We start from the raw sequence: 20878 nt of genomic DNA, 5'->3' as shown, positions 1-20878 counted from the left end.
TGGATCGTGGTGACGAAATTGTTGATGGCAACGGGTGATGATGTGACCAGATGGGGTTGCAGGATCATCCTGCAACCCCATCTACGCCAGGCGACATGAGTCACACGGTTGCCTGGCTCAAGTTATTCACAGTTTGGATTCAGCGCACCTGGTTGGCGGGAACCCAGGCAGCGGTCTGGATGTCACCGAGGTGGCCGACGTGCTTGGTCTTGCCGGGCAGGTTGATGGTGAAGCAGACCTTGGCCTTCTTGAGGTTGGCGACGATCTCCTGAGCCAGCGGCTTCAGATCACCAAGGTCGGAGGTGTCGCCGAAGGCCTTGCGCGCATTGTCAGCAACGATCTTGACGACCTTCTTGACAAGGGCGGTCTTGTCGGTCAGCAGGGCCGGGTTCTTCAGAACGGTGCTGACGATCTCCTTGGCGGAGTCGACGGCCACGGCCTTGGTCTTGGCGGTGCCATTCTCGATGAGGATCTTGGCGATCTTGATCTCGGTCTGGTGGCGCTCGTGGGCGTTGTTCTTGAGGCAGTCGAAGTCGATCTGGATCGGCAGCTTCGAGGTGTCGATGGCGGGGGCGGACGGAGCAGGGGTCGGGGCGGGGGTGGCGTCGGCCGCGTGGGCCGGGACGGCCATGAGAGCGGTTCCGGTGGCGAGGGCGGCAGCTGCGCTAGCGGCGACGAGGCGATTCTTGATCATGGGTGTCCTCCTTGCGTTGGTCGGCACCTGGTGGGGTGCACGTGCCGGCTGAGTCCGGCTGACACCAAAAAGGGTAAGAAGTCACGCCCCAGTCGGTCCACTGCGCGGCGAGGTTGTTGCACTTTCGTCTGAGGAGGGGAAACGAATGGGCATCGAGATGGGTGGAGAGCCTGGACAAGTGGCCGTCAGGAAGGATCCTCCGACCCTGAAACGAGAGCCGCAAGGTGTGCCTGGCCAATGGGTTCGCTGGCGAGGGCTGGTACGACAGCCCAGCGGGCGGCCTGTGCGGTCACGTTCTCAATCTGGGCCACTTCGTCTCGGGCTCGACGTCCCAGGAGGGCGCTCGTGGGGTGGGAGGCTGCCAGCGAGTTGTTGATGACCCACGCCCAAGGGTGGATGTCGGCGCGGGCAAGGTCCGTCACGAGTGCCGTCGCCTCGAGGACCGGCGTGGTGTCGGGCAGGGTGACGATGATGATCTTGGTGTGCTCGGGATCCTGCAGACGCATGAGCGGGGTCGTCGCATGGAGACGTTGCGTGGCATCCATGTGACGCAGGACATCCCGGTGGTACGAGCCGGTGGCGTCCATGAGGAGAAGGGTGTGGCCGGTTGGGGCGGTGTCCATGATGACGAACTGATGACGAGCCGTGTTGACGGCGTGGCTGAACTCCTGGAACACCGCTATTTCCTCGGTACAGGGGCTGCGTAGGTCCTCGGCAAGCGCGGCCCGGCCCGCCTCGTCAAGACCGCTTCCTCGGGCCGTCATGACGCGCTCGCGATAGGCCTGCGTGGCCCTTTCGGGGTCAATGGAGTCAACCGTCAAGCCAGCCCCCTCTCCATCCAGTGTCGCGGCAAGGTGAGTTGCCGGATCACTCGTCGTGAGAAGCACCTTCTTCCCGCGGCGAGCCAGTTCCGTCGCGATGGCGGCAGCGATTGTCGTCTTTCCGACACCGCCCTTGCCCATCGTCATGACGAGGCCGTGATCCTGGCTGGCGAGATCGTCGATAAGTTGGTTGAGACTTGGCTGTTCGGGCAGGTCGACGATGACGTCATCGTCACGGTGATCTGCCTCGTCCCCGGCAAACATGTGGGACAGGGCATCGACGCCGATCATGGTCGTCGCCTTGAGGGGTATGTCGTCGCGTCGAAGGGCAGCGAGGTCGGCTGGCATGGCCTCCAGGGCCGCGTGTTCGCGTTCCTCAATGGCGCGGTGGAGGGGATCGGCGTCGTCGGCATGGGGGAGAAGGCCGTTGATGACGAGGTGAGAAGCGTGGATGCCGGTCTCGGTGAGCTCTGTGAGAGTGCGGTTCACTTCGTGCAGGCTCGACGGCTGGGCCCGTGCTACGAGAACGAGTCGGGTGACATCGGGGTCCGTGAGGGCCTCGACTGCAGCTCGGTAGGTGTTTTTGCTCTTGTCCAGACCAGACATCGGGCCCAGGCAGGAGGCATCGCCCTTGCCGGCATCGAGGTAGGCGGTCCAGTCGCCGGGTAGCTGGAGGAGGCGGATGGTGTGGCCGGTGGGTGCGGTGTCGAAGATGACGTGGTCGTAGCCGGCGGTACGAGACGGATCAGCCAGCAGGTTGGTGAACTCGTTAAACGACGCGATCTCGACAGTGCATGACCCGGAGAGCTGTTCGGTGATCGTGGCGATCTCGCTGGGGGGAAGGATGGCGCGCACCGGGTCAATGATCCGATTGCGGTAGGCCTCGGCCGCTTGCTCCGGATCAATCTCGAGGGCGTCGAGTCCGGGGACGGTGTCGATCGGGGTGATGCGGTTGCCGATCGTCTGGCCAAAGACGTGACCGACATTGCTGGCAGGGTCGGTGCTGACGAGGAGGACTCGTTTGCCGCGGCGTGTCAGTTCGACCGCGGTGGCACACGCGACGCTCGTCTTTCCCACCCCGCCCTTCCCGGTGAAGAAGATGTGACGAGGGGCATCGTCGAGGAACTGGACCATCGTGACCTCCTGACGTTCTGGTGCGGTCAGCAGCAACCGGAGGACCGCTGGGAGTCCCCGCAGCAGGACGTGGATGCGCCGTGATCGGAGCAGCAGTCCTCAATGACGGGAAGCTCGACATGTGGCGAGGTGTCAGTGTGGCCGGCCCAGCGCAGCATCTCGTCGCGGCTGGGGTGACGACCGGTGAGGACAGTGACGTCGTCGACGAGGGTGAGGGGAAGGGCCTCGGAACCTGCGGTCTGGAGGAAAGTGACGACGACTGGGTTCTCAGTGAACCGAGTTGGGTCGGTGGCGAGGTTGGCTCGCTGCACGTCGATTCCCTGCGCCTGGAGGGCGTTGACATCGGCGGTGAAGGTCACGAGTTCCTGGTCGACATCGGCGCCGCATACCCCGGTGTTGCAACACAGTGCGGGCTCGTAGACACGGATGGTGGACATCTGGACCTCCTGCGATCACATTGATGAGCGTCTATACGTTAATAGTAGGAGGCCGTATTGATGGGCGTCAATATGGCGACGGTAGGATTATCGGCATGAAGACGACGCTTCCAGTTGTGTCGGCCGACGATGTGTGTGAGCCCGACTCGTCACCTCTGCCGGTTTCGCGTGCCGAGGAGCTCTCCGTCGTTGCAAAGGCGTTGTCGGATCCGGTGCGGTTGCGCGTCTTCCATCACATCGCGGCGAACAGTGGCGCCAGTGTGTGCGCCTGCCATCTCGATGGCCTGTTCGGGGTGAGTCAGCCGACGCTGTCCCACCACCTCAAGAAACTCGTGGAAGCAGGTCTCGTCGACAAGGAAATGCGGGGACGCTGGGCTCATTTCACGGTGCGGCCAGAGGGGTTGCACGCCTTTCGTGCCTTTCTGGCTGATCTTCCCTGATTCGGCTCCCGGCTAGGCGCGAGTCACGCTGGCCTTGGCTAATCTCGTTCGGAAACGCTTGGGTTCGCTTGCAAGCTGATCTCGATCTCACCGAAGCCAGGCGCGTGCGTCGTGATGCCGTAGGCGACAAGCCTGTCTCCGGCAAACACTGTTGAATCCATGCCCAGCAGACACGTGCCGTTCGGCACGTTCAGGAGGTTGGCTGTCTCGTCGCTCGCCTGCACGATTCGAATCGTAAGGTCGTTTCGAGTCAGCAGGATGTCATGGGCGGAGCGCAGGTAGTCGAACAGGCTCGCGTCGGTGAAATCGTGCTGGGCCACATCCCCGAACGTGACGGCGTCGAGCCATGTGACCACATGTTGATGCAGTTGCTGGTTGACGTAGCGCAGGCGTTCGAGGCGAACCAAGGGCTGGCTTGGTGCGAGTCTGAGGAGTTCAGCCTTACGGATGTCAAAGACCACTTCATTGCTCACCACTGTGGAAGTCACCGAATGGCCGAGTTCGGTCTGCTGTCTATGAAACCCGGTCACATGCTCCGACAATGTCTCGCGAAAGACTTGGGGTAACGCGGGGCGGGAGGCGAAGGTGCCCCGGCCCTGTTCGCGGACGATGAGGCCTTCCTGCTCCAAGTCGGCCATGGCTCGCCGGACGGTGATTCGGCTCACGTTGAGTTGTTTGCACAATTGCGCCTCGGTTGGCAGCCGGTCGCCGGGGGACATGCGCTCGATCTGTTGAGCGAGCAGATCGTGGACGGCTACATGCTTGATCGTCCCAGCAGTCATGCGTTCGCCTCCTCGTGCCTGCTTCAGGCTAGACCCGTGACGTGGGGGCTACCCACCCCAGGGGGACGCAGGCATAGTATGCTGAAAATAGGTCATAACAACATGATGAATGTGAGGATGTATGACTACCGGCAATGAAGCCACGGGGCTAACCCCTGAACGCATTCAATTCACCGCTGAACCTCTGCAGTGGACTGAGGCCGTAGCACGGGTCGCAGCTCCGTTGATCGCCGATGGCTCGGTTGAGTCCGGCTATGTCGACGCGGTTGTCGAGACGGCCCGCAAGATGGGGCCGTACTTCGATTTCGGTAAGGGCATTGCGGTGCCGCATGCCCGTCCCGAAGCCGGGGTCAATCGCATTGCCCTGTCGTTCTTGCGCACTCGGACACCAGTCCTGCTGCTTGACGATGAGGAGCACCCGATCGATCTGTTCATCATGTTGGCCGCAACGGATTCCTCGTCGCACCTGCAGGTGCTCCAGGGACTTGCCACGGTCCTGACCGACAACGCTGCGGTCGAGGCCCTCAAGGCCGCGCAGCACCCCGAAGAAGTACTCGCCATCTTCGGCGAGACAAACAAGTCCTAGGAGCCCAGATGAAGTTCATGGCCGTATGTGGATCGGGGCTGGGTTCCAGCTTCATGGTCCAGATGAATATTGAAAAGATCCTCAAGGAGCTGGGGGTCTCCGGCATCGAGGTCCAACACTCTGACATCTCGTCTGCCAGCTCGAACGATGCCGATGTTTTCTTCCTCGCGCGCGACGTCGCCGAGGGAGTGCACTACGACACGAAGACCGTCGTCCTCAACTCGATCATCGACATGGACGAGCTGCGCGAGAAGGTCACAGTGACCTGCCGCGAGCTGGGTCTGATCTAGGAAAACGGAGGCAACCATCATGAAGTCCGTTTTGGATCTGCTGCAGTCGATTGCAGCTACGCCTGCGCTCCTAGTTGCGCTGATTGCCTTGCTGGGCCTCGTGCTGCAGCACAAGTCTGCTGGTGACACCATCAAGGGCACCGTCAAGACGTTCGTCGGCTTCTTGGTTCTGACTGCCGGTGCCGGCGTTGTCCAACAGGCGCTCGCTCCGTTTGGCGCGATGTTCCAGCAGGCCTTCGGCGTGCGCGGCATCGTCCCGAACAACGAGGCCATCGTCGCTGTTGCGTTGAAGCAGTACGGCGTTGCCACGGCGTGGATCATGCTGCTCGGCATGGTCGTCAACATCTTGATCGCGCGTTTCACGCGGTTCAAGCACATCTTCCTGACCGGCCACCACACGTTGTACATGGCTTGCATGTTCGCGGTCATTATGGCCGTCGCTGGCTTCCACAGCTTCTGGCAGATTCTCGTCGGAGCCTTGGCGCTCGGCGCCATCATGTCGCTGTCTCCGTGGATTCTGCAGCCCTTCATGCGAACCATGACCGGTAGCGACGATGTCGGCCTGGGCCACTTTGGTGGCGGCGGTTACTGGCTGGCCGGTGCCATCGGTCACCTGGTGGGTCGCAAGGGTGACAAGAAGCCCACCTCCACCGAGGAGATCAAGTTCCCCAAGGGCATGGCATTCCTGCGCGACTCCACTGTCGCGATCGCTCTGACGATGATCGTGCTCTACGTGATCGTCGCCCTGTTCGCCGGCCCGCATTTCGTGGCCAGCAAGTACCCAGACGCGGGTAACTACATCATCTACGCGATCACCCTCGGCGGCACCTTCGCCGCTGGTGTCTTCATCATCCTCGCCGGCGTCCGCCTGATCCTTGCCGAGATCGTCCCGGCTTTCAAGGGCATCTCGGAGCGCTTGGTCCCCAACGCGATCCCCGCTTTGGATTGCCCGATCGTCTTCCCGTTCGCTCCGAACGCGGTGCTGATCGGCTTTCTGACGAGCTTCGTCGGCGGCCTCGTCTCCATGCCGATCATGGCGCTCACCAAGCTCCCGATCGTGCTGCCCGGCGTGGTGCCGCACTTCTTCTGTGGTGCCACCGCCGGTGTCTTCGGTAACTCGCGTGGTGGTTGGAAGGGTGCGGTGCTCGGCGCCTTCGTGCAAGGCATCGCGATCAGCTTCCTGCCGATTGCTCTGATGCCGGTGCTCGGCTCGCTCGGCTTCGCTGACACGACGTTCTCCGACTTCGACTTCATAACGATGGGTATCTACTACGGCCTGCTCGGCCGCCTGGGCCAGGTGGGTGTGATCATCGGCCTCGTCGTGATGTACGCCGTCATCGTGGCTGGGTCGGTGGTCCTCAGCCGCCGCGCGAAGAAGGCGGTCGCGGAGGGTGCGCCCACCGGGTCCGGATCGACTGGCGCCACCAGCGTCGGCGCGCACTAATCCAGTGAGAGGGGAGTCGCATGGCTCAGGAACGGGATCTGAAACGACTAGCACAAACGATCAGACGTCTGACCCTGATGGAGTTGCTTCACGCGGGGTATGGCCACTTTGGCGGCAGTTTGTCGATTGTGGAGGCTCTGGCGGCCCTGTACGGGCACGCCATGAAGGTCGATCCGGCACATCCCGATTGGGAAGACCGGGACTACTTCGTCCTGTCCAAGGGCCATGCGGCCCCTGCTCTCTACGCGACGCTGGCCGCTGTCGGGTTCTTCCCGGCCGAGCGTCTCGAGACGTTGAACGCGAACGGGACTAAGTTGCCCTCGCACGCCGACCGCAACAAGGTGGAGGGCGTCGAAATGACCACGGGGTCCATGGGGCAGGGAATCTCCGCTGCTGCCGGGATGGCCTACGGGCTGCGTGTCGCTGGCAAGTCGAATCAGGTGTATTGCCTGGTCGGTGACGGCGAACTCAATGAGGGACAGTGCTGGGAGGCGACCCAGTTCATCGCGCATCAGCAGCTGACCAACTTCGTCCTCTTGGTCGACGACAACAAGCGTCAGTTGGACGGCCCGACGGCCGACATCTGCCAGACCTTCGATCTGGTGGCCAAGTTTGAGGCTTTCGGGCTTGCTGCCGAGCTCGTCCCGGGGCAGGACGTCATGGCTATCGCTGCGGCTCTTGACCGGGCGCGCGAAGCGAAGCGGCCCACGTGCTTGGTGCTCGACACGATCAAGGGCGCCGGGGTGGATTTCGTCGCTAACGCGAAGGACAACCACCACCTCCGGTTGGACGGTGCTGGCAAGGAAGCGATCGCTCAGGCGATCTCCCTGCTGGAGGCGGAACTCAATCTTGACGTGGTGGCCGTGGAAGAAGGGACCGATCGATGACGTCGCTTGCTGGTTTGGAGATGCGGAAGGCTTACGCCGCCACTGTCGAGGAGCTCTACCACGAGCACCCCAATGAGGTCTTCGCGTTAGAGGCGGATCTGTCCAGCTCCATGAGCACCCTCGGGCTCAAGCCGATCATGGGCGGGCATTACCTCGACGTCGGCATCATGGAAGCGCACATGATCGGTACCGCAGCGGGTCTCAACGTCGTTGGAGGGTACGCATTTGTGCACTCGTTCGGGCAATTCCTGACGCGTCGCGCCATGGACCAGATCTTCGTGTCCTTGGCCTACGCGAAGCTGTCGGCTTGCCTGGTCGGCTCCGATGCTGGCGTCACCGCGGAGCACAACGGCGGCACTCACATGACCTTCGAGGACATGGGAATCGTCCGAGTCATCCCGGGCATTCACGTCTACGACGTCTGCTCCCCGGTGCAGTTGGGGTACGTGTTGCGTCAGGCCTACGACCGCAAGGGCCTGACCTACATTCGGACGCAGCGCAAGAAACCTGCCGCTGACGTCTACGAGGACGGTATGGATTTTGGTGCCTCCGGGGCGCACGTGCTCCGCGAGGGCTCGGACGTCACGCTGCTGGCCTGCGGTATTGAAGTGCCGGAAGCCCTGGTGGCGGCTGAGCAGTTGGCCGCCCAGGGGATCCAGGCGGAGGTGGTGGACGTCTTCCGGATCAAGCCGCTCGACGCCGACGTCATCCTCGGCAGCGTGGCCAAGACCGGATGCGTGGTCACGTGTGAGAACCACAATGTGGTCAACGGCCTGGGGTCCGCCGTGTCGGAACTGTTAGCGGAACAGCTGCCGGCGCCGCTGTGGCGTGTGGGCGTCAGGGAGGAGTTCGGGCAGGTGGGTGCCACCCGGTATCTCATGGAGCAATACGGCTTGGAGGCCGACTCCATCGTGGCAGCGGCGTCTGCGGTCGTTCGGCGCCGGAAATCGCGATAAGGGCGGGGGAGGAGCGCCTCAGCATCTTTCCGGGTTGGTTTCGGAGGTGTTGAAGCACTGTTGTGGGCGCTCGTCCCCCCATCTACTCTGGGCTCACAGATCACGGCTTGCTGACGAAACGGCTTCGGGGGGCTCTTCGTGGCCATGATTCCGGCCATTTCCCGTCCTCCAGCTCGTGCTGGATTTCACGTGCCCACGCGCCGGTGTCAAGGTCTTATCACCCACTACGTCGTCCGGCCCCTTCTCGAAGCCGGCGGGTTCAGACCCCAATTGCACCTTCGATTGCGAAGAGCCCCCACGCCAACCGTTCACACGTTCACGATCATCTTTCCGGTGTTGGCGCCATCGAGCAGGTCGATGAAGGCCTGAGCTGCGGCGTCGAGGCCCTCGCGAGCGGTCTCGTCCCACTGGACGGAGCCGTCGGCGATCCACCCGGCCATGTCCTTCTCGAAGTCCGCTCTCGCCTGCTCGGCGTACTTGGCGATCACGAAACCACGCAGCGTCAGGCGCTTACCGATGGCCAGCGCCAGGTTGTGCGGCGCGGACGTCGGCTCGGTCGAGTTGTACTGGCTGATCGCCCCGCACATCGCAACCCGGCCGTCGGTACGCATGTTTGCGATCGCTGCCTCCAGATGGTCGCCGCCGACGTTGTCGAAGTAGACGTCGATGCCCTCGGGGGCGGCCTTCTTGAGCTGCCCGGTGACGTCGCCGTCGTGGTAGTTGAAGGCGGCGTCGAAACCGAGCTCTTTCAGACGGGCGATCTTCTCGGGGGTGCCGGCCGAACTGACCACTCGGGAAGCACCCTTGAGCCTGGCGATCTGTCCGACGGCCGAGCCGACCGCTCCCGCCGCGGCGGAAACGAAGACCGCGTCGCCCTGGTGCATCTCACCGGCCAGCAGCAAGCCTGCGTAGCCGGTCAGGCCCGGCATGCCCAGGACACCGAGATAGGCGCTGTCCGGCACGCCCTGAGCGGTGAGCGGACGCACCGCGTCACCAGCCAGGATGGCGTGTTCGCGCCACCCCAGACCGTGGGTCACCTTGGTGCCCACAGGAAGTTGCTCCACACGCGACTCGATCACCTCGCCGACGGCCGCGCCGTCCAGCGGCTGGTCAATCTGGAAGGGGGGCACGTAAGACTCGACGTCGTTCATCCGGCCGCGCATGTACGGGTCCACCGACATGATGGTGTTGCGGACAAGGATCTGGCCGTCGTCGAGATCGGGTAGGTCCACCTCAACGGTGCGGAAGTTGTCCAGGGTGGGTTTCCCAACGGGACGGGATGCGAGGTGGATCTCGCGGGTTCGGGTGGTCATGTTTCTCCTTCTGCTAGGCAGAGCGCTGATCAGTGGGTTAACAGGTCGAGGAGTCGTTGGGCGGCATCAGCCGACGAGGCCGGGTTTTGCCCGGTGACCAACGTCCCATCCGTGACGACGTAGCTTTCGCCGTCGGCGCCCTTGCTGTAGCGGGCGCCCGCCTCCGTGAGGGAGTCCTCGACCAGGAACGGGACGACGGAGGTCAGGCCGGCGGCTTCCTCCTCGCCATTCGTGAAGCCGGTCACCGACCGGTCGACAATCAGCGACGTTCCATCCTGCTTCTTGACGGCGTGCAGAACACCGGGAGCGTGGCAGACCAGCCCCAGCGGCCTACCAGCAGCGTCGCTGTCGAGGATAATCTGCTTCGAGGCGGGGTCGTCGACGAGATCCCACAGCGGGCCATGGCCGCCCGGGTAGAAGACGGCGTCGAACTGAGCCGGGTCAACTTCCGACAGGCGGACAGTGGCCGCCAGCGCGGCCTTGGCGGCATCGTCGGCCTCGAATCGACGGGTCGCGTCGGTCTGCATCTGTGGCAGCGCGCTCGTCGGGTCGACCGGGGGCTGTCCGCCCTTCGGTGAGGCCAGAGTGATCTCGTGTCCGGCATCACCGAACACGTAGTAGGGAGCGGCGAATTCCTCAAGCCAAAAGCCGGTCTTACGGTCTGTGTCGCCAAGCTGATCGTGTGACGTGAGGACCATCAGGATACGGGCCATTACGGGTGTTCCTTTCAACATGGTGTGTTGCGCTGGACATGGCGGATTCACGGATTGCCTCCGATCCGAGGCTGAAGGTCAGTGGGCGCCCGTCACCGGATCGGACACGCGCACCAGGCGCTTGTTGACGAATTCGTCGACGCCGTAGTTCCCCAGTTCGCGGCCGAAGCCGGAGCGACGGACGCCGCCGAAGGGCAGCCCGGCGAGGTTGGTGCCGTGCTCGTTAACGTAGGCCATGCCTACGTCCAGACGTCGCGCTGTCTGCTCGGCAAGCTCGAGGTCGTCGGACCACACCGAGCCGCTCAGCCCGAAGTCGCTCTCGTTGGCCAGCGCCACGGCTTCATCAACATTGGCGGCCCGGTAGACGACCGCGACCGGTCCGAAGAGTTCCTCTGACCACGCGCGCATCTCACGGGTCACGTCGGTCAACACTGTCGGCTCCATGAAAGCGCCGCGTCCGGAGCGAGGATGTCCGCCCATGACGACGCGCGCACCGTGGCTCACAGCGTCGTCAACCAACGCCATGAGTTCGTCACGGGCTTGTGTGCTTGACATCGGGCCCACGGTGGTGGCCTCGTCGCGGGGGTCCCCGACCGTCGCCGCCGAGAATGCGGCCGACAAGCCGTCGACGAAAGCGTCGTAGAACTCGTCCAGAACGATCATCCGTTTCGGCGAGTTGCAAGCCTGTCCGGCGTTACTCAACCGAGCTTGGGCGGCGCTGTTTGCCACCGCGTCGATGTCGCCACCAAGAACGATCAGCGGATCGGAGCCACCCAACTCCAGCACAGCCTTCTTGAGGTGCTTGCCGGCTGCGGACGCGACCGAAGCGCCAGCCCCCTCACTACCCGTGAGGGAGACGCCGCGCACACGCGGGTCGGCGATGATGCTCTCGATGTGGGAGCTATCCACGAGAATCGTCTGGTACACGCCCTTCGGCAGACCGGCCTCGTCGAGGATTTTGGCCATCTCAAGCGCCGAGGCGGCGCAGATCGAGGCCGGCTTCAGCAGTAGCGTGTTGCCCAACAGGAAGTTGGGGGCGATGAAGCGAGCGAGCTGGTAATAGGGGAAGTTCCACGGCATCACGCCGAGCAGTACCCCCAACGGCTCCTTCTCCACATGGGAGGAGTTTGCGCCTTGCTTCGGAAGGATGTCGCCGGCCATCAGCTCGTCGGCGTGCTGGGCGTAGTAGTCGAAAATCTGGGCGACAAGTTGCGCTTCGGCGACGCCCTGGGCGACGGGCTTACCCATTTCGGTGGCGGCGATCACGGCGAGTGTGTCAGCCCTCTCCTCGAACAGGCGCGCGGTCCGAGCCAAGATGTCGGCCCGCTCCCCGACGCTTCTGTGTCGCCAAGAAGCGAATGCCTCGTCAGCGGCGTTGATCACACCGCTTACCTCGCTGGGGTCGAGAGACTCCCAGCTGTCGATGAGTTCGTCCGTCGAAGGGTTCTGGGTGCGGTACATACTCGTGGATGCCTCCATTGTCGTGACTGCGGTCGTTCAAAACGGCGAGACGGTGACGTCACACCGCAGTGCCGGCTAGGGGATCCCCCTAGCGCCGCGTTGGAGTCAGTCGTCGACGACAGTGACGTCGACGCGGATGTTGCCGCGGGTGGCGTTCGAGTAGGGGCAGACCTGGTGGGCCTGGTCGGCCAGTTGCTGTGCCTCGTCATGGGGCAGGGCGGGGACGACGACCTCCAGGGCGACGGCCAAGCCGAAGCCCTTTCCTGCCTGGCCGATCGAGACTCGCGCGCCCACGGAAGAGTCGCCCAGGTCCTTCTTCGCCTGACGAGCCACCATCTGCAGTGCAGAGTGGAAGCACGCGGCATAGCCGGCGGCAAACAGTTGCTCTGGGTTCATCCCCTGGCCGCTGCCACCCATCTCGACCGGGACGGCCAGGTCCTGGGACAACCGGCCGTCAGCAGTTTGGACGTGACCATTGCGGCCAGCTCCGGTGGCGATGGCCTCGGTGGTGTAAACGGGCTCGATCTCAATCATGGTGCCTCCTGGCTGGCGTGATGTAGCTGCGAGACCACTTGTGGTTCGTGGCCGTACCAACAACGTAGCGCACAACTAAATTGTGCACAATCCCCAATCCTCGATACTCTTGGGACGTGAGCGACCCGACCCTCGACCTTGATCATCAGCTCTGCTTCTCCCTGTATAGGGCCAGCAGGGCAGTGACGCGCGCCTATCGGCCACTGCTTGAGGGCATCGATCTCACCTACCCCCAGTACCTCGTCATGCTCGTCTTGTGGCGTGCCGACGAGCCCGTCGGCGTCAATGACATCGGAGCTCGGCTACACCTTGACAGTGGCACCCTGACCCCCCTGCTGCGGCGGTTGGAGCAGGCTGGCTTCATCACCCGTAAATGGAGTGACAATGACGAACGACGTCGCCTGATCAGCCTGACGCAGGAGGGGCGATCCTTGCGTGTCAGGGCAGCCAGAGTTCCCGAACAGGTGCTCGCGCTGTACCCGGCTCCACCAGAACAACTCGCCCAGGTCAAGGCATTCCTGGACGACCTGTCCACCCAACTGGAGTGACGACTGCCGCTCCACCATCCCAGAAAGGCCATTTCCATGTCCACATCCCCACGCCGCTCCCAGACCCTCGCACGACTCGGGCTCGGAGGCCTGATGGTCTACGCCGGTGTCTCCCACCTGTCTTTCAAGCGTCAGGAGTTCCAGGCCCAAGTGCCCGACTGGTTCCCCGGCGACAAGGACCCCGTCGTCATTGGTTCTGGCGTCGTCGAGATCCTTCTCGGGGGCGCGATGCTGGCCTTGCCGCGTCATCGCGAGCTGACTGGCGTTGCCCTGGCCGGTTTTTACGCCGCCATCTTCCCCGGCAACATCGACCAGTATGCGGCGCGTCGAGACGGTTTCGGCCTCAACACCGATGGCAAGCGCCTCGCACGGTTGTTTGGCCAGCCCGCTCTCATCGCCGCCTCGCTCTGGTCCGCTGGGGTGCCGCGGTCGTAGCACTCGCCGCAGTGTGCTCGATCGTGCATGGGGCGGTCTTCGCAGGGAAGGCCAACTCTTGATGAGTCCGCTCTGATTCAACCCATGCACCTACCGATGAACCGTGCGCTAATGTCCACTGATTCCTGACCATTGGTGCAACCGATGACGTCGCCGGGGGAGGTTTGCCCGTTACCTTGCTGGTGGCCCCGTAAGGAGGGGTCACGGTCGTCGGGCCCGGCATGACTTGCTGCCCCTGTCTCATGAATGATCCGGGGGGTGTTGTCACCGGGCTTGGTGGCGCCAGCCGACCGCTGATAGGGACACGGCCTGCTTCAAAGGTCTCTTCGTAACGTGGGTGCCGGCAGCTGATGCATCACCACCCGGGCGACCGTTCATCTCGGGATGGAAGGATGGCGGTTGTCATGAATCAGGACAGCGGCTTCGACATCTGGTGCGGGCTGGACGTTGGCAAGACCGGCCACCACGCCTGCGCATTGGATGCTGCTGGCCGGAAGGTCTTCGACAAGCCCCTGCCCCAGGACCAGAAGCGCCTCGAGGAACTCTTCGACAAGCTCCAGACCCATGGCCGGGTCCTGGTGATCGTTGACCAGCCGAACACAATCGGAGCACTACCCATCGCGGTCGCCCGGTCCATGGGAATCCAGGTCGCCTACCTGCCCGGGCTGGCCATGCGCCGCGCAGCAGACCTCTACCCGGGCAACGCCAAGACCGACGCCCGCGACGCGTTCGTCATCGCCGACACCGCGAGGACCATGCCCCACACCCTGCGCCGGGTCGACGCCGGCGAGGAAACCCTCGCGGAGCTGAAGGTGTTGGTCGGGTTCGACGAGGACCTCGCCGCCGAAGCGACCCGGCTGTCGAACCGCATCCGAGGATTGCTCACCCAGATCCACCCGGCCCTGGAACGCGTTGTCGGACCCCGGTTGACCACCAAGCAAGGCCTCGCGGTGATCGAGCAGCTCGGCGGGCCCCAGGCCATGGCCGCTGCGTCGAAGTCCAAGCTGCTGCGGGTCATCAGCAAGGCCTACCCGCGCGGCGCCCAAGAGTTCGCCGATGCCATCACCACCGCCCTGGCCGAGCAGACCGTCATCGTTGCCGGAACCGCCGCAGCCGAGCAGGTCCTGCCCCAACTCGCTGCATCGCTGCGCCAGACGCTGGACCAGCGACACGCACTCGCGGCGCAGATCGAACAGGTTGTTGATGCTCACCCTCTTGCCGAGGTCCTGACCTCGATGCCAGGCGTCGGGGTCAGGACCGCAGCACGGATCCTGCTCGACGTCGGCGACGCCTCCCAATTCCCCACCGCCGGACACCTCGCCGCCTACGCCGGACTCGCCCCAGTCACCCGACGATCCGGAACCAGCATCCGCGGCGAGTTTCCCGCCCGCTCTGGCAACAAACACCTCAAACGAGCCCTGTTCCTGTCCGCCTTCGCCGCACTGCGCTCAGACCCCACCTCCAAGGCCTACTACGACCGCAAACGAGCCCAGGGCAAGAAGAAGCACAACCCCGCCCTCATCTGCTTGTCACGCCGACGCTGTGATGTCCTGTTCGCCATGCTCAAGAACCGGGAGCCCTACCGGGCCCCCACCCCAACGCGAGAGCCATCACCCCTGCCCCTCGCCGCTTGACGGGGAACATAGGGACACCCCCCGGACGGCAGACTCAACCCCCCGGCAAAGTCCTTGGTGGATTGGAGGGGGCGAGAATGATCGCTGCGGTTGGAGTGTCCAAATCCTTCGGTGACGGGCGCAGCCTGGCCGGGCTGGTGCAGCACTCGGACCACGGATCGCAATATCTATCGATTCGCTACACCGGCCGCCTCCTGAGTGAAGGCATCGAGGCGTCCACCGGCGCTGTGGGGTCCTCCTACGACAACGCGGCCGCCGAGGCACTGAACAAGTCCTACAAGCGTGAGCTCGTCTGGACCCGATCATGGAAGGGCCGAGACGACCTCGAGGCCGCCACCGCCTCGTGGGTCGAGTGGTACAATCACACCCGACCTCACCGCACCAACCCCGACGAGCTACCACCAGCCACCGTCGAGGACCGCTACTACGATCACACCACCACGCCGGCGAGCGCCGCCGCGTGACTACTCACCCTCCACAAAACCCGGGACGATCCACTCGTCATGCCTTGTGCGGTGCGGTTCAATGACATTTTTCTGTCATCACTGTGACGGCTGTCTGCCACGTCGGTGCTGACGTCGGGCGGGGCACAGCGGGGGATCGGGGGAGCCCGATCCGGGAGAACGACTGGATCAGCGCTCATCCGAGCCCGTTCTGTGTTGTTCCACTCTGTTCTGTCATCTCAGGAGATCACCATCATGGACACCCGCACGACCAGCTCCACTGCACCGTCCGCATCCACCACCTCTGAACTCGAGGCGCTCATCGTGGCCACCGACATCCTGCTCGACGACGCTCTGCCGACAGGTGTCCAGGACCTGCTCGTCGCAGGAGTCCTCACGCGCGTCTGAGATCGTGCGGTATACCGACAGCCGTGCCTGTGGGGCCCCAGGAGCACCGATATACGCAATCTGGCACCACCCCGCAGCACATGCTGCGGGGTGGTGCTGTTTCTCGCAGTCACCATCAGCGTGCCGAGAGCAGGCCCGGGGTTGGCTGGACGAACGAGAACCGGCAGAGCCGGTTCGGGGGAGTCGATGACACACATCGCCCTGAGGAGCACCGATCGTCATGACTGTCCTTACTGGCGCTGCCGGCCACACCACCCTCACCGCTGCCAGCTGGGACCAGCTCCGTCGCGACTCGGAGCTGGAGGCCGTTGACCTCACCCTGCACATCCTCGGCGGGAGAATCCCTCAGCACGTCGTCCGCGCCGAGCTGTCCCCGACCGTCTGGCTGGCAGTCCTGGCCCAGACCGATGCCGGCATCGCCACCATCGAGCGCGCCGTCATCGGCGGGCGCTCGGTCCCGGTGGCCCGCTGAGACCCGTCCCGACCATCATCATCAAGGAGCACACCATGGCATTCATCGGATCGTCACTGCTGGAAACGCGACCGATCCCACCGCCCCCGACTGGGACCAGATGGCCGACTGGGCTGAGTCGCAGGCTCCACTGACCGACGACTCGAGCCCCACGCTGACCGGGGAACCAGCCCGGCAGGCCCAATGTGGGGGCCGACCACGCCACCGGCGCCGGCCAGTCCTGTGAACGCGCCACCTGACTCGACGAGCAGACCGACGTCGCACTGGTCGCCCGGGCCCGCCGCGAGCACAAGAGCGTCTCAGCAGTCATCCGCGACGTCCTGCGCACCGAGCTCGTCAAGTCCTGAACCTCAGAAGTCCCAGCAGGGACCTCCGGGATCGGCCGGCGAATCGGGACCGCGGGGATGGTCGATGTCGCCTTCGCCGGCCAACTCGTCAGCGGCATGTCACATCGCCTTCATGACCTCCTCCAGTGGTCCCCGTTGCAGCAGGGGAGAGTCACCCCACTGAACCTGTCAGTGCCCACATCCAGTGTTTGTGCCCCAGGGACAAGGACAGAAGTGGAGAGGCGAGGGCCGGCATGGTGATGCTGTTCAACGATGAGGAGACGGTGGCACTGCCCGAGGGCGTGCACCTGGAGCACATGTCGGTGATGACGGTGCGCGCCAGGGGATCGAAGGCGTCATGGAAGGTCTTGGCCGGCGACCAGATCATCGGCCGCCTGGACCGCTGGATCACCGCCAGGGGTATGCGGTTCTACTCGGCGATCGCTTACCATCCGACCACCGGGACGCCCATCCGACTGGAGGCCTCGTCGGACATGTCTGAGCGGATCGAGCTCATCCTGCGAGCGTGGCACGACCCAGAGAGCTATACCCCGCACTCGCCCTGGTGAACATGTCTGATCCACTTTCCCCTTGACACGCTGAAGCGGAGCGCTCTAGTCAATTTCGAATTGACGGACAAGGGTTGTCAACTGGGGCTAAGATTCAGCTTGATTAAGGGGGAGTTTATGAAAACAAAGGCCTTGTTTGTACCAGTTCTATCTCTGTCAATTGCCTCGCTGTTTGCATTCATGGCAGCGCCGACATCGACAGCAGCACCCGAGAATTCGAGTGACCCATCTGCTAGCACTAGAGGTATAGAAGCTGCTCCGGTCGCACTCGTTTCGGCGGCTCGTGATGCTGGTGTGGACGTTGCCAATGCTCGTGCGGAGTCCCATGATGGCTACATGATGATCTCGGACAATCACTCATGGGTCATCGGATCAGACGACAGTTCCTCGTATTCTGGGGCGTCCGCACGAAGCGCAGACTTTGATGCTGGTATTTGCACAGGAAAAGTTCCATAATCCGCAGATTATCAAGAATCGTCTGGAATGGGGCGCTCAGTCCAGCTGTAAATCTACAGCCGCCCCAAACGACCTCTATAGGAATTCTATTCATGTTGACCTTCGGCAAGGAAATCCGAAAATTACATCACTTGGTATCATGCACAAAATCAGTGAGTACACATCACTGAACGGTCCATATTCGCGGGTTGCCACTGCGGTAGCGACGAATCCCTGCAAGAAGAACACAAAAGCCAACTATGACGTGGTCGCGAGAGTCACCGTGCACAGCGTTCAGTTCCGAGCCGTGGTCTCGAAGACCATGACCAACCTGAGCTGTAACGTAGCACCATGACCCCACGAGCCAGGCTGTTCATATCGGCTGCGACGACCCTCCAGGCCTCCGAGGACTCTCTTGTCGCCACTCTGGATCTCCTGCGAGTCGAGCTGACGGAGCAGGGAGTGAGCGCCAACGACGTGGCGCTTGAGCTCGGGGTGTCCCTCGACTTCGCCACCCGTCTGCTCGAGGGCACCGCGGTGCCCGAGGAACTGGCGGCCTGGCGGGCCACCGAGGTGACTCGGCTCGTCCAGGACATCTATCAGGACCTCGACTCATATCGCAACGGACTGCTGTGCTGCCGCGCGCAGGACCCGGTCACGCTCATGATCTCGGCGACCCATCCCTGCGATGAGTACCGCAGAAAGTACGAGACGCGGGCCGAGGCCCTGGGGCTGACGGTGTCCTGGCCAGAGGCTGCATTCAGCCTGCTCGAGATGAAAGAGCATCTTGCCGAACTTGATCGTCAGGCCGCGGCGACCCATGTGGACCCGCAGGCCGGGAGGATTGACGACACAGACCTGGCTGTTACGGCAGGGTCCGTGGCTATGCAGGACTGGATCGGAGATCACCTTGGCCAGTGGATACATACAGATCGGAGAGGCGAGGATTCGTGAATTTCCGGATCGGCGCTGAGTTCCCAAGACGACCCACCGGCGGATGCCGGTGGGTCGTCATCGTCTGACTGGTCCGGTCAGAGCTCTCAGCGCCCTGGATGTGATGGGGTCACACCACCACCGAGTCGTTCCTCCGCGATGAGCTCTTCTTGGTGGTGGCCGCCCGCTGCAGGGCCGAAGCCATGAGGTACAACCCCTCCCGGTTGAGATGGCGGGAGTACCGCGAGTCCAGGTAGAGCACCGGGATATCGCCGGCCGTCTCCAGCAGCGCCGGGTGCAGCAACTCCTTGATGGGTCCGGCACCCCCGCCGTAGAAGTAGACGGCCTCGGTGGTCGCCCCGGCCTGGGCCAGCACGTCGGTGAAGGCGCTGACGATGTCGGAGACCAGGTAGCGCGACTCCTCGATGACGTAGCCCTGGGCCCTGTCCCACCGGCCCCGCTGGAGCGGGGAGGGCTCATGGGCCAGGAAGTCGGCCAGCTGCTTGCGGCTGGAGAACTGCAGGGTCGGGTCGGACTCGCTCATGCGCTCCATGGCGTTGACCAGGGCTGTGCCGTAGCCGGAGTTGAGGGTGGCTGAGGCCTCGGCGTTGAACCGGCCGGCCGAGAAGCACGGGAAGTTCGTCGTGCCCTCCCCGATGTCGACGCCCACAGTGTTCTGGACGGCGACCAGGTCGGCGGCGGTGACGCCCTCCAGGGCACCGGGCTCCCGCGAGCGCAGGTCGGCCAGCAGCAGGTCCGCCAGCGGCTCGCCCTTGTCGGTGATGGCGAACTGAGCCGACGCGCCCTCGGCCATCACCTGGACGTCGGTGAACCGGAGGCGTACAGACACCGGTGTGGCGAAGTTCTTGATCGTCACCAGATGGACCCCTGAGGTGAACTCGGTGGCGTAGGCGGCCCGGCGGGCCACGTACTCGGTGATGGGCAACGCCAGCCCGGCACGGACCTCCACCGACAGCTCGTGGTCGGGCAGGGACCCGTGGGCGCGGACGTGGTCGCGCAGCGCCTTGGCCGCGAAGACGCCCAGCACGAGCACCTTGGACAGTTCCTGGTCGGCCTTCGAGTGGGTGCTGAGGACCTCGAACTCGGTGAACGAGGCGTCGAGCCTGTTGTAGAAGTCGTCGCCCTCGGGACCGTCGCCCAACTGGGTCAGGGCCTCCTCGTCGGGCACCGGGACCTTGGGCACCGACCGGCTGGTCGAGACCACCGCCGAGGGCATGTCGATCTCGTCGATCGCGTCGGTGCCCTCTGTCATCAGATCCGTGTCGGCCACCAAGGCCTTGACATAGCCCTTGCCGACGTCGATGCCGCCGACCAGATGAAGGATGTCGTCGCTCATGAGTGTGAATTGCCTTTCCGGGCGTCAATGAAGGAATGGGATGAGAATGAATAGATGCGAGATCACTGGCGCGAGGACCGCAGCAGCTCATTGATGTCATCGACACTGAACTGTTTTCCCGCCTCGGAAATACCAATGTCCGAGACCTGGTCGTCGTCGTCGGTGGCCGGCGGTCGCTCGACGTCATCGGACTCAGCATCCGGATCGGGGCGGGAGGGGGCCGGCGACGATGTCGATGCGGCCGGGGACTCGATCTCGTCGGTCTCCTCGGCGTCCTGGGACCCGTCAACCACAGGGATCGGGGCAGCCTGGACAACCGGAGCCGTCCCGGCGGGCTCGGCCGGAGGCCGGCCCTTGCGCGGCTGCTGGGCCAGCGGCCGGTTGGCCAGGTCCAGATAGCCGTCGCGCTCGATGGACTCCCGGATGAGCGCCCTCAGCGACTCCGAGACCGAGTCCTGGCACGCCAGCCAGGTCGCCACCGAGGTGTCGGCGACGCGGTCGTGACATCGGTACGGGGCAATGCCGTGACACCGCATTGTCGTGTCATGGCCACGGCTCGGCCCCACCCGACGGACAACCCGATCCCACCCGGGCCCGGCGGACTCGCAGCGCCACGACGACGACGCCGGAACGGCATCCGCCTGCCGTATCAGTGCCAATCAAATGACAGACCAGTGCAGTTCTGCTGGCACGCCGATGTCACGGCTGCCAGCGGATGCGAGCCGCGCATCGGTATGGCATTACAACGACACCGGAATACCGCATCATTGCCATAACGCCGCCGGGTCGGAGCGCCCGCACCAGTCGTGACAACTAATCGCCACAT

Annotated in this window: 25 protein-coding genes; 15 read left to right on the top strand and 10 right to left on the bottom strand. The window is 63.7% G+C overall.

Annotated elements, in window-relative coordinates; all coding sequences use genetic code 11:
* Nucleotides 1-139: 139 nt before the first annotated feature.
* The 3 genes from ACP8ML_RS11295 to arsD all read right to left on the bottom strand — a co-directional run bounded on the left by ACP8ML_RS11295 (nt 140) and on the right by arsD (nt 3086).
* Nucleotides 140-694, bottom strand: coding sequence for a hypothetical protein (locus ACP8ML_RS11295; RefSeq protein WP_202711827.1), 555 nt, complete (start codon nt 692-694; stop codon nt 140-142).
* A 185-nt stretch (nt 695-879) separates the two neighbouring features.
* On the bottom strand, nt 880-2649 hold the full coding sequence (gene arsA / locus ACP8ML_RS11290) for an arsenical pump-driving ATPase (protein ID WP_284950607.1): 1770 nt from the start codon (nt 2647-2649) through the stop codon (nt 880-882).
* A gap of 26 nt (nt 2650-2675) precedes the next feature.
* On the bottom strand, nt 2676-3086 hold the full coding sequence (gene arsD, locus ACP8ML_RS11285; protein WP_486702936.1) for an arsenite efflux transporter metallochaperone ArsD: 411 nt from the start codon (nt 3084-3086) through the stop codon (nt 2676-2678).
* A gap of 95 nt (nt 3087-3181) precedes the next feature.
* On the opposite strand from arsD, the gene ACP8ML_RS11280 reads away from it, so the two are divergent.
* Nucleotides 3182-3526, top strand: coding sequence for an ArsR/SmtB family transcription factor (locus ACP8ML_RS11280; protein WP_117189469.1), 345 nt, complete (start codon nt 3182-3184; stop codon nt 3524-3526).
* Between the two features lie 38 nt (nt 3527-3564).
* Here the strand turns inward: ACP8ML_RS11280 and ACP8ML_RS11275 are convergent, their stop codons facing one another.
* Entirely contained in the window at nt 3565-4308 is a 744-nt protein-coding gene (locus tag ACP8ML_RS11275) for a GntR family transcriptional regulator (RefSeq protein WP_065673871.1), read from the bottom strand.
* 121 nt (nt 4309-4429) lie between these two features.
* Here ACP8ML_RS11275 and ACP8ML_RS11270 point away from each other — a divergent pair, with 121 nt between their 5' ends.
* The 5 genes from ACP8ML_RS11270 to ACP8ML_RS11250 are packed head-to-tail and all read left to right on the top strand — an operon-like array spanning nt 4430 to nt 8471.
* Nucleotides 4430-4894 (top strand): PTS sugar transporter subunit IIA, encoded by a 465-nt coding sequence (locus ACP8ML_RS11270; protein ID WP_065673872.1) that lies wholly within the window; start codon nt 4430-4432, stop codon nt 4892-4894.
* 8 nt (nt 4895-4902) lie between these two features.
* A complete protein-coding gene (locus tag ACP8ML_RS11265; protein WP_117189468.1) occupies nt 4903-5184 on the top strand; it encodes a PTS sugar transporter subunit IIB in 282 nt (93 codons plus the stop codon).
* 19 nt (nt 5185-5203) lie between these two features.
* On the top strand, nt 5204-6628 hold the full coding sequence (gene ulaA, locus ACP8ML_RS11260) for a PTS ascorbate transporter subunit IIC (RefSeq protein WP_462553412.1): 1425 nt from the start codon (nt 5204-5206) through the stop codon (nt 6626-6628).
* A gap of 20 nt (nt 6629-6648) precedes the next feature.
* Nucleotides 6649-7515, top strand: coding sequence for a transketolase (locus tag ACP8ML_RS11255; protein WP_065673874.1), 867 nt, complete (start codon nt 6649-6651; stop codon nt 7513-7515).
* Nucleotides 7512-8471, top strand: a complete 960-nt coding sequence (locus tag ACP8ML_RS11250) for a transketolase family protein (protein ID WP_117189466.1) — start codon at nt 7512-7514, stop codon at nt 8469-8471. The genes ACP8ML_RS11255 and ACP8ML_RS11250 overlap by 4 nt, the downstream gene beginning before the upstream one ends.
* A gap of 308 nt (nt 8472-8779) precedes the next feature.
* On the opposite strand, the gene ACP8ML_RS11245 is transcribed toward ACP8ML_RS11250, so the two are convergent.
* The 4 genes from ACP8ML_RS11245 to ACP8ML_RS11230 form a co-directional block, all read right to left on the bottom strand.
* Nucleotides 8780-9784: an NADP-dependent oxidoreductase gene (locus tag ACP8ML_RS11245; protein WP_486702935.1), complete on the bottom strand. Its 1005-nt coding sequence runs from the start codon at nt 9782-9784 to the stop codon at nt 8780-8782.
* A 29-nt stretch (nt 9785-9813) separates the two neighbouring features.
* Nucleotides 9814-10497: a type 1 glutamine amidotransferase domain-containing protein gene (locus ACP8ML_RS11240; RefSeq protein WP_065673877.1), complete on the bottom strand. Its 684-nt coding sequence runs from the start codon at nt 10495-10497 to the stop codon at nt 9814-9816.
* Between the two features lie 78 nt (nt 10498-10575).
* On the bottom strand, nt 10576-11958 hold the full coding sequence (locus ACP8ML_RS11235; protein WP_249361297.1) for an NAD-dependent succinate-semialdehyde dehydrogenase: 1383 nt from the start codon (nt 11956-11958) through the stop codon (nt 10576-10578).
* A gap of 105 nt (nt 11959-12063) precedes the next feature.
* Nucleotides 12064-12492, bottom strand: coding sequence for an organic hydroperoxide resistance protein (locus ACP8ML_RS11230; RefSeq protein ID WP_023034785.1), 429 nt, complete (start codon nt 12490-12492; stop codon nt 12064-12066).
* 116 nt (nt 12493-12608) lie between these two features.
* Between ACP8ML_RS11230 and ACP8ML_RS11225 the strand changes: the two genes are divergently transcribed.
* From ACP8ML_RS11225 to ACP8ML_RS11185, 9 genes are all read left to right on the top strand, one after another.
* Nucleotides 12609-13040 carry a MarR family winged helix-turn-helix transcriptional regulator gene (locus ACP8ML_RS11225; RefSeq protein WP_065673879.1) on the top strand — a complete coding sequence of 144 codons (432 nt, stop codon included), beginning with the start codon at nt 12609-12611 and terminating at the stop codon, nt 13038-13040.
* 36 nt (nt 13041-13076) lie between these two features.
* Nucleotides 13077-13475 (top strand): DoxX family protein, encoded by a 399-nt coding sequence (locus ACP8ML_RS11220; protein ID WP_065673880.1) that lies wholly within the window; start codon nt 13077-13079, stop codon nt 13473-13475.
* A gap of 404 nt (nt 13476-13879) precedes the next feature.
* On the top strand, nt 13880-15109 hold the full coding sequence (locus ACP8ML_RS11215; protein WP_486702934.1) for an IS110 family RNA-guided transposase: 1230 nt from the start codon (nt 13880-13882) through the stop codon (nt 15107-15109).
* A gap of 77 nt (nt 15110-15186) precedes the next feature.
* Nucleotides 15187-15573 (top strand): integrase core domain-containing protein, encoded by a 387-nt coding sequence (locus tag ACP8ML_RS11210; protein ID WP_081302678.1) that lies wholly within the window; start codon nt 15187-15189, stop codon nt 15571-15573.
* A 234-nt stretch (nt 15574-15807) separates the two neighbouring features.
* Nucleotides 15808-15960, top strand: coding sequence for a hypothetical protein (locus ACP8ML_RS11205; RefSeq protein WP_171048669.1), 153 nt, complete (start codon nt 15808-15810; stop codon nt 15958-15960).
* Between the two features lie 220 nt (nt 15961-16180).
* Nucleotides 16181-16432 carry a hypothetical protein gene (locus tag ACP8ML_RS11200; RefSeq protein WP_065673669.1) on the top strand — a complete coding sequence of 84 codons (252 nt, stop codon included), beginning with the start codon at nt 16181-16183 and terminating at the stop codon, nt 16430-16432.
* A gap of 263 nt (nt 16433-16695) precedes the next feature.
* Nucleotides 16696-16779, top strand: a complete 84-nt coding sequence (locus ACP8ML_RS11195; protein WP_270595804.1) for a hypothetical protein — start codon at nt 16696-16698, stop codon at nt 16777-16779.
* A gap of 233 nt (nt 16780-17012) precedes the next feature.
* Entirely contained in the window at nt 17013-17327 is a 315-nt protein-coding gene (locus ACP8ML_RS11190) for a beta-ketoacyl synthase (protein ID WP_117189750.1), read from the top strand.
* A gap of 786 nt (nt 17328-18113) precedes the next feature.
* Complete coding sequence (locus ACP8ML_RS11185) at nt 18114-18716, top strand: XRE family transcriptional regulator (RefSeq protein WP_065673667.1); 603 nt, start codon at nt 18114-18116, stop codon at nt 18714-18716.
* Between the two features lie 109 nt (nt 18717-18825).
* Here ACP8ML_RS11185 and ACP8ML_RS11180 read toward each other — a convergent pair whose 3' ends face one another.
* Entirely contained in the window at nt 18826-20052 is a 1227-nt protein-coding gene (locus tag ACP8ML_RS11180; RefSeq protein ID WP_117189749.1) for a ParM/StbA family protein, read from the bottom strand.
* 62 nt (nt 20053-20114) lie between these two features.
* Nucleotides 20115-20711: a hypothetical protein gene (locus tag ACP8ML_RS11175; protein ID WP_138774625.1), complete on the bottom strand. Its 597-nt coding sequence runs from the start codon at nt 20709-20711 to the stop codon at nt 20115-20117.
* Between the last annotated feature and the right edge of the window lie 167 nt (nt 20712-20878).

Source organism: Cutibacterium sp. LaCa_255 (assembly GCF_057458005.1).
Note: the sequence above shows the minus strand (reverse complement) of the source record. Positions and strands in the feature narration are given on the sequence as shown.

Bases quoted from the DNA above. Each gene is read 5' to 3' on its own strand.
- ulaA (WP_462553412.1), top strand. From the start codon at position 5,204: ATGAAGTCCGTTTTGGATCTGCTGCAGTCGATTGCAGCTACGCCTGCG.
- ACP8ML_RS11215 (WP_486702934.1), top strand. From the start codon at position 13,880: ATGAATCAGGACAGCGGCTTCGACATCTGGTGCGGGCTGGACGTTGGC.
- ACP8ML_RS11270 (WP_065673872.1), top strand. From the start codon at position 4,430: ATGACTACCGGCAATGAAGCCACGGGGCTAACCCCTGAACGCATTCAA.
- ACP8ML_RS11245 (WP_486702935.1), bottom strand. From the start codon at position 9,784: ATGACCACCCGAACCCGCGAGATCCACCTCGCATCCCGTCCCGTTGGG.
- ACP8ML_RS11180 (WP_117189749.1), bottom strand. From the start codon at position 20,052: ATGAGCGACGACATCCTTCATCTGGTCGGCGGCATCGACGTCGGCAAG.
- ACP8ML_RS11295 (WP_202711827.1), bottom strand. From the start codon at position 694: ATGATCAAGAATCGCCTCGTCGCCGCTAGCGCAGCTGCCGCCCTCGCC.
- ACP8ML_RS11255 (WP_065673874.1), top strand. From the start codon at position 6,649: ATGGCTCAGGAACGGGATCTGAAACGACTAGCACAAACGATCAGACGT.
- arsD (WP_486702936.1), bottom strand. From the start codon at position 3,086: ATGTCCACCATCCGTGTCTACGAGCCCGCACTGTGTTGCAACACCGGG.
- ACP8ML_RS11265 (WP_117189468.1), top strand. From the start codon at position 4,903: ATGAAGTTCATGGCCGTATGTGGATCGGGGCTGGGTTCCAGCTTCATG.
- ACP8ML_RS11185 (WP_065673667.1), top strand. From the start codon at position 18,114: ATGACCCCACGAGCCAGGCTGTTCATATCGGCTGCGACGACCCTCCAG.
- ACP8ML_RS11220 (WP_065673880.1), top strand. From the start codon at position 13,077: ATGTCCACATCCCCACGCCGCTCCCAGACCCTCGCACGACTCGGGCTC.
- ACP8ML_RS11275 (WP_065673871.1), bottom strand. From the start codon at position 4,308: ATGACTGCTGGGACGATCAAGCATGTAGCCGTCCACGATCTGCTCGCT.
- ACP8ML_RS11210 (WP_081302678.1), top strand. From the start codon at position 15,187: ATGATCGCTGCGGTTGGAGTGTCCAAATCCTTCGGTGACGGGCGCAGC.
- ACP8ML_RS11240 (WP_065673877.1), bottom strand. From the start codon at position 10,497: ATGGCCCGTATCCTGATGGTCCTCACGTCACACGATCAGCTTGGCGAC.
- ACP8ML_RS11205 (WP_171048669.1), top strand. From the start codon at position 15,808: ATGGACACCCGCACGACCAGCTCCACTGCACCGTCCGCATCCACCACC.
- arsA (WP_284950607.1), bottom strand. From the start codon at position 2,649: ATGGTCCAGTTCCTCGACGATGCCCCTCGTCACATCTTCTTCACCGGG.
- ACP8ML_RS11200 (WP_065673669.1), top strand. From the start codon at position 16,181: ATGACTGTCCTTACTGGCGCTGCCGGCCACACCACCCTCACCGCTGCC.
- ACP8ML_RS11250 (WP_117189466.1), top strand. From the start codon at position 7,512: ATGACGTCGCTTGCTGGTTTGGAGATGCGGAAGGCTTACGCCGCCACT.
- ACP8ML_RS11280 (WP_117189469.1), top strand. From the start codon at position 3,182: ATGAAGACGACGCTTCCAGTTGTGTCGGCCGACGATGTGTGTGAGCCC.
- ACP8ML_RS11190 (WP_117189750.1), top strand. From the start codon at position 17,013: ATGGTGATGCTGTTCAACGATGAGGAGACGGTGGCACTGCCCGAGGGC.
- ACP8ML_RS11235 (WP_249361297.1), bottom strand. From the start codon at position 11,958: ATGTACCGCACCCAGAACCCTTCGACGGACGAACTCATCGACAGCTGG.
- ACP8ML_RS11230 (WP_023034785.1), bottom strand. From the start codon at position 12,492: ATGATTGAGATCGAGCCCGTTTACACCACCGAGGCCATCGCCACCGGA.